The 10,526-nt window shown below is 65.1% G+C and carries 9 protein-coding genes; 3 read left to right on the top strand and 6 right to left on the bottom strand.

Annotated features, from left to right (window positions below):
- The 3 genes from KF724_13705 to KF724_13715 form a co-directional block, all read right to left on the bottom strand.
- On the bottom strand, positions 1-280 hold a 280-nt coding region (locus KF724_13705), incomplete at its 3' end, for a hypothetical protein (GenBank protein ID MBX3356744.1).
- Between the two features lie 110 nt (positions 281-390).
- The gene (locus KF724_13710; GenBank protein MBX3356745.1) at positions 391-783 is read right to left on the bottom strand and encodes a hypothetical protein; all 393 of its coding nucleotides are present in this window, start codon (positions 781-783) and stop codon (positions 391-393) included.
- 43 nt (positions 784-826) lie between these two features.
- Complete coding sequence (locus tag KF724_13715; protein MBX3356746.1) at positions 827-2,062, bottom strand: hypothetical protein; 1,236 nt, start codon at positions 2,060-2,062, stop codon at positions 827-829.
- A gap of 275 nt (positions 2,063-2,337) precedes the next feature.
- Here KF724_13715 and KF724_13720 point away from each other — a divergent pair, with 275 nt between their 5' ends.
- Complete coding sequence (locus KF724_13720) at positions 2,338-4,185, top strand: cation:proton antiporter (GenBank protein ID MBX3356747.1); 1,848 nt, start codon at positions 2,338-2,340, stop codon at positions 4,183-4,185.
- Between the two features lie 189 nt (positions 4,186-4,374).
- On the top strand, positions 4,375-7,311 hold the full coding sequence (locus KF724_13725) for a S8 family serine peptidase (GenBank protein ID MBX3356748.1): 2,937 nt from the start codon (positions 4,375-4,377) through the stop codon (positions 7,309-7,311).
- 110 nt (positions 7,312-7,421) lie between these two features.
- Here the strand turns inward: KF724_13725 and KF724_13730 are convergent, their stop codons facing one another.
- The 3 genes from KF724_13730 to KF724_13740 form a co-directional block, all read right to left on the bottom strand.
- A complete protein-coding gene (locus tag KF724_13730; protein ID MBX3356749.1) occupies positions 7,422-7,649 on the bottom strand; it encodes a winged helix-turn-helix domain-containing protein in 228 nt (75 codons plus the stop codon).
- On the bottom strand, positions 7,646-8,275 hold the full coding sequence (locus KF724_13735; GenBank protein MBX3356750.1) for a hypothetical protein: 630 nt from the start codon (positions 8,273-8,275) through the stop codon (positions 7,646-7,648). Before KF724_13735 ends, KF724_13730 begins: the two co-directional genes overlap by 4 nt.
- Before the next feature lie 81 nt (positions 8,276-8,356).
- On the bottom strand, positions 8,357-8,467 hold the full coding sequence (locus tag KF724_13740; GenBank protein ID MBX3356751.1) for a potassium-transporting ATPase subunit KdpA: 111 nt from the start codon (positions 8,465-8,467) through the stop codon (positions 8,357-8,359).
- A gap of 322 nt (positions 8,468-8,789) precedes the next feature.
- Here KF724_13740 and KF724_13745 point away from each other — a divergent pair, with 322 nt between their 5' ends.
- Complete coding sequence (locus KF724_13745) at positions 8,790-10,220, top strand: arylsulfatase (protein MBX3356752.1); 1,431 nt, start codon at positions 8,790-8,792, stop codon at positions 10,218-10,220.
- The last annotated feature ends 306 nt before the right edge of the window (positions 10,221-10,526 follow it).

The raw sequence follows: 10,526 nt of genomic DNA on the forward strand, positions 1-10,526 counted from the left end.
CCAGTGGCGCTATGGCCACGCCGACCAGCAGCGTCAGTGCTGCGTCAGGTCCGGCGATCACCTGTCGCGAACTGGCGAAGAGCCCGTAGCCGATGAGCGCTGCGAGCGCCGCGTACAGACCGGCGATGGGCGGGAGTCCCGCAAGTCCCGCGTACGCAACGACCGACGGCACCATGACAAGGCAGGCGCTCAGGCCGCCGACAGTGTCGGGAACGAGCCATGACCGCTGGTACCCCGCCATGTTCTGGACGAATGGCAGCCTGGACCAGATCGCATCCACTCAAGGAGCGTACCGCTGCGATGGCCGGATCACGCGGGCGCGGCTCCGATCGACCGAAGAGCGCCGCAACCACGGCCCTGGGAGTTGAGAGATCAACCCGCGCGCGAACTTCACTCGCTGAACAGCCGGTACCAGTGGCTTCGAACCACGGGCGAAGGCACCCAGTGCTGCCAGCCCGGCCCATAGTTCGCATTCATCCACGCAAGGAAGAGCGCTTCGGGGCCATGTCCGAACTGGGCGGGGAATCGACGCCAGTGATCCCAGATCGCGGCATCGGGCATCCATGACAGCCAGGCCGGACCGTAGTGCTCGGACATGACGCGGAGGAAGAACTCCTGTTCCTGAGAGACATGGAATGATGGAGTCTTCCACCACGCCCTCATCCGAGGTGCGGTTGATCCATGAGCTGTTGACAACGATGTCCCGTCGGCGAGCAAGCTCACGATGAGCCCCAGAAGGATGGCGGCAAAGACACGCCCACAGCGTCCCCGCGAATCCGGCATGCCGAGCGTAGATAGATGAGTATGGCGCTGACTCATGGTCTTCCTAAACAATGTCGGCACTCGAGAGAATCTTCCACCCGGTGCGTCGGAACCAAGGAAAGCGCCCCATCGATCCCAAGAGTGACCTCAATTCGTCGCGATCCAGGATCCACTTTTTCTTTGACATATCAACGGTCGCGCCGAGGCCCGATCTGAGGTCATGCTCGAGGCTGAACACCCGCTCCCGAATGGCCCAATTCTCAAGCCGATCCGCAATCTCGAGTGCTTTCGTTGAGAAGATCGCGGCGTAGTGATGCTTCGCATCACCATCCATTCTTTGGACTGCGATATTGAACCCGAATACCGCCCACCAGCCCCAGCTCTCGAGCCAGTCCCCCCGGGGCATGGTTGAAGGATCGACGACAGCATCGAGTCCAGCGAGCAAGTGGGTCGCAGCCTCGACTGCAGGCTGACTCCCGAGCAGCACTTGAACCTCCAGCAATGCGCCTGAACAAGTGTTTGCAATCGCATTGTGGTGGTCTGAGTTCCGAACAACGGCCAGCTTCCGATATCCGGCCTCCGCGAATGTGAGATCCTTGATCGCGCGAGCGCCATGCTGCGCCGCCAGCTCGGGGAAGGTCACCATCAGACGTCGATGCGCATTGCCCGAGACATATCCAGCCATGCATCTGGCGGTCATCACAAGCGGATCATCCCATGTCGACTCCGCAGTGGCTTGCAGGACCTCGGAAGCGATGCCAGCCGCTTCGTGGAGGTTCCAATTCGAGTAGTTCACAGAGCTCAGGTTCGCGAGGTAGTTGAGGTGCGCCGCACGGCTCACCCCGGATTCACTCGCGGCGACGCGCGCCCACTCCAACGCCTTCTGATAGCGGCCAGCCTGCTCATAGGAGCCCATGATCCGGTTGGCGGCCTTCCCACGCTCGACGGGGGTTCTCGCCAATCGCCACATGCACTCACCGATCCGACGCATGAGCCTGTGATTGCCCTCTCGATGGGCCTCGATCGCCTCGCGATTCAAGTCATCAAAGGATCTGTGCGAGAGGTCCTCCTCAGCGACCTCCTCCTCGACGGGATCGATCCACAGAGCTTCGGCGACATCGCCCACCGACCAGTCGAGCAATTGCGACATCCCTACAACAAGATCCAGCTTCGGATTCCCGCTGTCGGGAGCGACCTTCGCGGGATCTCGATTCAACGAGAGAGCGACCTGGGCCTTCGAGCAACCCAAGTACACCTGCGCCATGTCAATCATCTGAAGCAGGCGCTTCTTGCGTCGCAAGTCTGCACTGCGAGTCTGGGGAGGTCGAGATCGACCACCACCACGCGGCTCAGGAGGGACATTCGAATCCACGAGTTGGATCCTCCTCGATCAACAGCCGGCCAAGGGCCCGGCACCACCCACTTCTTCCTGCAACAAAGTACATCGGTCGGGGGGGCTCGGCAAGCCCAATGTTGAGCCGAGTCGCGGAGCCAATCCACGGGCCTGCGCGGTCTGGCCTAACCAGCGCCGCCCGAGCGGTCCGCACCGTCGCCTTACACTCGCCGCCGATCAGCATGCACTCCTCGCCAACGGTCACCATGGCGCTCGCCCTCGGCGTCGGCGCACTCGTTTCGTTGGGTTGCGACAGGCTGCGGATGCCGGCACTTCTGCCTCTGATGGCCGCCGGGCTTCTGCTGGGGCACTCTGGCGCCCAGGCGATCAACGCAGGCGAACTCGGGCCCATGCTCTCGCCCTTGATCACGCTGGGCATCGGCCTGCTCATCTTCGAGGGCGCGCTTCACCTGGGCTGGCGCGAGCTTCGGTCAGCTCCACGCGCGGTGGCGGCTCTGCTCACGATCGGTGTGGTGATGACCTGGTTCCTTGGGTCGTGTGCGGCGGTGTCGGTACTCGGAATGGGGCCCGGCGTGGCCATCCTGCTCGGCGCCATGCTCACGGTCACGGGCCCCACGGTCGTCCAGCCGATCTTGCGTCGAGTCAGGGTGACACCGCGCCTGAGGACCGTGCTTGGCGCCGAGTCGGTCCTGGTCGATCCAATCGGCGTGCTCCTCACAATCGTGGCGCTGGCAACGATTCTGGGCGCGGCGATCACCCCCGCACAGCCGGCGCTGCTGCTTGATGCGGCGCGCCGTCTCGGCTTTCCCATCGCGACTGGAGTTGCAGTCGGTCTTGCCTTCGGCGCGCTCGGCTACATGCTGGCTCGATCATTGAGCGAGCGGGGGCGCATCCATCCCCAGGGCTTGAACCTCCTGGCGGTGGGTGTCTGCATGGTGGCCGTCGGAGTCGGAGAATTGGTCGCGTCTGAAGCCGGCCTCGTTGCGGCCACCGTCGCCGCGGTCTGTCTGGCGAATCTTCGCGTGATCGGCGTGGCGGAGTTGCATGCCTTCAAGCAGCAGTTGGCCACCCTGACCGTCGGCTCGATCGTGGTCCTGCTCGCGTCGCGCTTTGATGTGAGTTCGCTGGCCGGCACCGGGCTGCGGGATCTGGCGTTCGTGGCGGTCATGATCGCGGTCGTGCGGCCTGCTGCGGCCGCGCTGAGCCTCGTGGGGTCGCAGCTCTCGGCGAGGGAGCGCGTCTTTGCAGCGATCTTCGCTCCTCGCGGCATCGTGGCGCTGTCCATGGCCGTCATCATCGCGCAGAGCATCATGGCCTTTGCCAGGACCCAGGGGAAGGAGCGCGTGCCGGGCGCCATCGTCGATCTTGACTTCCTGGTGCGCGATGTGGCATCGCTTGAGCGCGTGATGTTCATCACCATCGTGGGCACGGTGGTCTGGGCGTCGTTGGTCGGGCCACTCATGGCACGATGGCTCGGAGTGGGAGGGGGGCGGCCCTCGGGCCTGCTGATCGTCGGTGGTGATCGGGTCTCCGTCGAGACGGCGGCGGTGCTCAGCCGTCTCGGTGTGCGAGTCACGCTTGTTGACTCCCGCAGCGAGCATGTGGCGCGGGCCGAAGCGGCGGGGGCGCAGGCAATTCGAGGTGATGCCACCGACCTGCGATGGCTGGAAGAGCGGGTTCCCAGTGAGGACCTCGGAATGGTCCTCGCATGGACCGGCAATCTCGATGTCGACCTTGCGGTCGCGCGGTGGGGCAGCGAGCGCGTGGGACGCACGGCATCGGCGCTGTGGGCGGCGGGGAAGCTGCCCCCGGGCACCGAGGGGATCGAACTCGGCGGCGGGCGTCTGCTCGACGAGGTGCGCGATGACCTCGATGCAGGTCACTGGCGGGTCGCCTCATGGCCAGCGAGTGACGCGGCGATGACGGCGGCATCGATTCCGTTCATCGGCGTGGTCCAAGGCCGACCGATGCCCATCGCCCCCGGCTCAGGTCTTTCACTGGATCATCTCCCGCATGGAGCGAAACTGGTCGGTCTTGTGCGCTCGACCTCGATGACGGCCCGGTTGTGATGCCAGAGGGGCGCGGAGTGCCACCGTGCGAGGGCTCGACCAACATTCGGAGGATCGGGATCATCAGGAATCAGCAGATTCCTCTAGGGGTTGGCCATCTCCTCTGCGCTTCTCCTGACGAAGGCCAGTTTTTGGGTTCAATCGGAAGGGTCTGGTGTGTACCTTTCCACCACAGTGAAAGGGCTCTCCATGCAGAAAATCAGGCTGTCCTCTCTCGCGATCTCGCTTCCTCTGGTCGCAGCGGTTCTTGCGCCTGTTGGCCATGCCGCCCAGGTGGCGGCGCCGCAGCGAGCTGGTGCCCACGACACACTGATGGTTCGCTACTTCAAGGAGCCGATCGTTCGACCGCTCGACCCCCGGCGGATGGCGGCCGTGGTTCCAGGTGCCGCACGCGACGCCCTCCGCCTCAGGCTCGATGCGCTGGGCATTCAGCCGGCGCTGGTGGAGCTGGGCCACGGCGACATCGTGCTGATCGATCTTCCGGCCGCCCACGGAGGCCAGCAGCTGCGCGACACGATTGCGTCGCTGGCCGCCCAGGCCGATGCCGACCTGCCACCAGATCATGAGGGATTCGTGGCACCGGTGATGCTTGACGATCGCGGCGGACCAATGATCGTCCTTCCGTCGATTCTCGCGGGCTTCGCCGAGGGCGTCGATCACCGTTCCGCGCAGGCCCTCGTGGCGGCCCTCGGCGTCGGGACCATTGTTGAGTTTGATCGTCACCCCGGCGTTCACCGGATCGTGCCCGCGACGCGCGACGGCTTCGTCGCGGTTGATCGTGCCAACGCGCTCGCGATGCACCCGTCGGTTGAGTTCGCCGAGTGCGACATGGCGTTGAAGGCCTATCCCGCGTGGATCCCGAACGATCCGCTCTTCACCAACTGCTGGCAGCTTCACAACACCGGCCAGTTCTTCGGCTTCGTCGCCGACATGGATGTCAACGCCCCCGAGGCATGGGATCTGGTCACGGGCAGTGCGAATGTTCGCATCGCGATCCTCGACGACGGCGTCCAGCAGAATCATCCCGACATCAATCAGGTCGCCGGAATGGACATGACCGGGCAGGGGAGCACGGGCGGTCCGACGCACACCTACGACAACCACGGCACCGCCGTCGCGGGACTCGCCACCGCCACCGCGAACAACGGCATCGGTGTTGCGGGCGTCTGCCCCGGCTGCCGCACGATCTCGATCAAGATCGCCTACGACGACACGGCTGGATGGGGATGGAACAGTCAATCGAGCTGGATCGCCGATGGCGTGTGGGCGGCGTTCGCCAACGGCGCCCGGGTGACCAACTCGAGCTTTGTCACCGGCGTCGCCGCGAGCGTCACGAACGCCTACCTCGGCACCCAGTTCGGCCTGCTGCACTTCGGTTCCGCGGGCAACGACAACGGCGGAGCAGTGACCTATCCGGCGAGCCTCACCGTGGTGCAGGCCGTGACCGCGATCAACGGCGCAGGCAACCTTGCAAGCTTCAGTAACTTCGGCTCGCAGGTGATGTTCACCGCGCCCGGCGTCGACACGCACACGACCGACCGGACCGGCTCGGCGGGGTACGCCTCGGGCAACTACACATGGTTCGACGGAACCTCGGCGTCGTCGCCGATCGCGGCCGGCGTGGCAGGACTGGTCTTCTCGGCGAAGCCGTCGCTGACCCCTTCCGCCGTGCTGACGATTCTGCAGAACACCGCGAAGGATCTTGGCCCGGCCGGCTGGGACAACAAGTTCGGCCATGGCATCCCGCGCGCTGACAAGGCGGTCATCGAAGCGCTCTTCGGTGATGTCTGCCCCGGGAGCGGCAACTGCTACGCGAGCAACGGCTCGCCCGGGTGCAGCAACAACGCCTGCTGCATGACCGTCTGTCCGCTCGATCCATTCTGCTGCAACAACACCTGGGATTCGATCTGCGCCAGCCTTGCGGTCACCAACTGCGCCGGCTGCGGAAGCAGTGGGGCGGGAAGCTGCTTCACGGCCAACGGCTCACCGGGTTGCCAGTCGTCGGCATGCTGCTCCAGCATCTGCGCTGCCGACCCGTTCTGCTGCAACAACCAGTGGGACGGCATCTGCGCCAACGCCGCGTGGGCCTCATGCACCGTGGAGAACGACGAGTGCAGCGGAGCCCTCACGCTCACCACCGGAGTTGCGCAGAACTTCAACACCGCAACGGCGACGACCGGATCGACGCCCGGGTCGCTCTGCGACATCGACAGCTACAACACGATCTTCAAGGACATCTGGTTCCGCTGGACGGCGACCTGCACTGGCTACATGACCGTCTCGACCTGCAACACGGCGAACTTCAACACGAAGATCGCCGTGTATGGTCCCGGCTTCCTCGGTGGTTCGTGCCCCTCGAGCTCGCCTCTGGTCGGCGGTGTCCTGCTTGCATGCAGCACCGGCGGAACCGGATGCGGCGATACGGCCAAGGCCAGCGTGCTGGTGGAGGCGGGCAAGGTGTATCGCATTCGACTTGGCGGGGGCACCAATGGCGCCCAAGGCACCGGGACCATCCTGGTCACCTGCGGCGACATCCCGCATGACACCTGCGGGAACGCGCTCCCGATCTTCAATGGCACGACGGCATTCACCACGGTCGGGGCCACAACGACCGGGCCCACGGTGACCGGCTGCAACATCGGCGGATACAACCAGATCGGCTCCGACATCTGGTACATCTACAAGGCGACCTGCACCGGACCGCTGCTCGTCTCCACCTGCGGCATGGCGCAGTTCGACACCAAGATCGCCGTGTACGGACCCAATGCATTCGGGTTCTCGTGCCCGAGCGCTTCGCCAACCCTTTCGGGCGTGCTGCTCGGCTGCAACGACGACGCGGCCGGCTGCGGCCTGACGAGCGAGCTCACCGTCAATGTCGTTGCCGGTAACAACTACCGCATCAGGATCGGCGGCTTCAACGCGCAGCAGGGAACAGGATCGGTGCTGCTGAGTTGCGGTGCACCCTGCCCGGCGGACCTCAACAACGACGGTGTTGTGAACGGTGCGGACCTGAGCATGATCCTTGGGCAGTGGGGAACCAGCGGCAGCGCTGATCTGAATGGCGATGGCGTCGTGAACGGTGCCGACATCAGCGTGCTGCTTGGCGCCTGGGGCAACTGCCCCTGAACCGGCGCTGAGCCCTGGCCCCCTCGGCCCGCACGGCGGCCGCAGGGGGCGAGGCGACGGCCCGGTTCCAACGAAGCACGGACGCAAGCGGTTGGTCGAACCGCTCTCACTCACTCATCCGCCAGGCGGTAGCCGACTCCCGGCTCCGTCAACAGGTAGCGGGGACGAGCCGTGTCAGCCTCGACCTTTCGGCGAAGGTTCGCCATGTGGACGCGCACAAGGTGAGGCTCGTTGAATCGCTGAGGTCCCCAGACCGCTTCGAGCAGCGCCTTGTGTGTCAAGACTCGGCCGGGATGGCGCGCCAGCTCCGACAGGAGCTTGAACTCGATGGGAGTCAACCGAAGCTCCTCTGCCGGGCGGCACCCTCCACCATCGAGATCATGCGATCGAGAAAGGCCTCGCCGGGGTCGGCGGTGACGCGCACGATGATCCAGTCCGACAGGAGCCGCGTGCCGCCGGTGACCGCCGAGCGATCGCCCCCGGACACGCGGATGACCGGCGCGGACTCCCCGGTAACCGCCGACTCATCCACGGACGCCACGCCTTCGACGACTTCGCCGTCGGCGGGAATGATCATGCCTGCCTCGACGAGAACATGGTCGCCGCATCGGAGCATGTTCGACGGAGGCTTGGTGATCTGAGCGGCTCGCGGGGGTTCGCCGAGCTTCCGCGCAGTGACCTCGTGACGCGCGGACCGAAGGGAGTCGGCCTGCGCTCGACCGCGCGCCTCGGCGAGCGCTTCGGCGAGCGCTTCGGCGAAGGTGGCAAACCAAACGGTGAGCCAGAGAAAGAGCGCCACCAGGGTGACGAAGCTCAGTGAGGCGATGTCACCACGGGCGAGGGTCCGGATCACTTCGATCGTCGTGAGGGCGGCGCCGAGCCAGGCGACGAACATCACCGGATTGCGCTGCATCGCGAGCGGATTGAGCGCACGGAGCGACCGGACGAGGGATGGCACCATCATGTCCCGGGGACCAGAGTGTTGATGGTGAGGCCTGCATGGTTCCACAAGCTCCTTCGAGCGGGCGTGCGTCGCGATAGGCGGTCAGTGGCCGACGAACAGGAGGTGCTCGGCCAGGGGACCGAGCACGGTGAGCGGATTGGGCGAGTTGTGCATCGCATTCACCGATCCGTTCGAGGTCGTGGTGGTGGACACGGTCCAGAGCGGTTGAAGCGACAGGAGAATCAACGCGCGCTGTCAGGCATCTGTCGCTCACGGCGGCGCCTCGATTCAACGCCGGCGCATCAAGGGCGCATCAAGATGTCGGCCATGCCGAGGCGCGGGCGAAGGACGCGCATGGCGGGTGTGGTGATCTCCCCGGGGGTGGGTCGGCTCGCGCGGAACTCGCTCCACGGCGACCCTGTGGCGCGGAGGCCGGACCCCGATCGCCGCCGCTCACGCGAGGTGAACCGATGCCATTGGCTCGGCTGGTCGAAGTAGACTTCTGCTGATCCGCCCCTTCATGGAGCCTCATGCAATGATCCGTCGGCCCCTCGCGGCACTCGTCGTTCTCATCACCGTGGTGTGGAGTCATATGGTCGCGCTCGCGGCGGACCGTCCGAACATCGTGCACATCATTGCCGACGACCTCGGTTGGCGCGATGTGGGCTTCAACGGCTGCACTGACATCGAGACACCCAACCTGGACGCCCTCGCGCGAGGCGGTGCCGTCCTCGATGCGTTCTACGCCCAGCCCATGTGCACGCCGACCCGCGCGGCGATCCTGACGGGCCGGTACCCGTTCCGGTATGGCCTTCAGACGGCGGTCATTCCCTCGGTCTCGGCCTACGGTCTGGACACCAGCGAGTGGCTCCTTCCCCAAGCGCTCAAGGAGGCGGGCTACGCCACGGCGATCATCGGCAAGTGGCACCTCGGGCATGCCGATCGCAAGTGGTGGCCGCGCCAGCGGGGCTTTGACTACCAGTACGGGCCGATGATCGGCGAGCTCGACTACTTCACGCACGAGGAGCACGGAGTGCTCGACTGGTATCGCGACAACGAACCTGTCCGGGAGGCGGGATACACCACGATCCTGCTCGGTGACGATGCGGTGAAGTACATCGACCGGCAGCGCGCCGGGCACCCCTTCTATCTCTATCTTGCCTTCAACGCACCACACACGCCCTATCAGGCGCCCGAGGAGTTCATCGCACGCTATGCGGCGATCGCCGACCCCACGCGACGCACCTACGCCGCAATGGTGAGCTGTCTCGATGAACAGGTCGGTCGCGTCGTGGCCGCTTTGGAGAAGAAGGGGCTTCGGGACAACACCCTGATCCTCTTCCAGAGCGACAACGGGGGCACCCGGAACCCGATGTTCGCGGGCGTGATGGCCGACATGTCGAAGGTGGTCATTCCCTGCGACAACGCGCCCTTTCGCGAGGGCAAGGGCACGCTCTACGAGGGCGGCACGCGTGTCTGCGCGTTCGCGAACTGGCCTGGTCACATCGAGCCCGGGCGCATCGACGAGATCATTCATGTGGTCGACCTCTATCCGACGCTCGCCTCACTTGCCGGAGCGCCGACGGAGCGATGCCAACCCCTGGATGGCGTCAATGCATGGAGCACCATTGCACGCGGCGCTGCATCGAACCGAAGTGAGGTGGTCTACAACATCGAGCCGTTCAGAGCCGCCGTGCGCCAGGGGAAGTGGAAGCTCATCTGGAGAACGACGCTCCCGAGCAGCATTGAGTTGTACGACCTGTCGGCCGACCCCGCGGAGGAGCACGACCGTGCGTCAGAGCATCCTGAGATTGTCGCGGCGCTCCAGCGTCGAATCGAGTCGCTGGCGAAGGAGGCGGTCAAGCCGCTCTTTCTCGTCGACCAGTTCAAGGTGGTCATGAGGAACATGGACGGTGAGCCGATCCTGCCCACCGACGACGGATTCGGCGACCCCGACCGTCCGTAGGGTTGGCGAGGCCGGAGCCGTGCGGCTCTGCAAGACCGGCGATCTCACCGTTTCCCACGCTGCGCACGATCTCGACCTTGCGTCCGCTCGACCATCGTCCCTTGTCCTGTCGGTGCTCGTTGTCCGCACCTGCGGAGGACGGCCTATGTCGTGGTCTCTTCATGATGTCGGGCATTGTGTCCTCCAGTCCCAATTGGGTGTCTCAGGAAACCGTGCACCGATCCAAGTTCACGGATGACCGCGACCGCCTCGAACATCGACGCCACGATCGATCGGATCGATCTGAGCTTCGACTCCGCCGGCCGG

It is taken from the genome of Phycisphaeraceae bacterium (assembly GCA_019636735.1).
Classification (GTDB): domain Bacteria; phylum Planctomycetota; class Phycisphaerae; order Phycisphaerales; family SM1A02; genus VGXK01.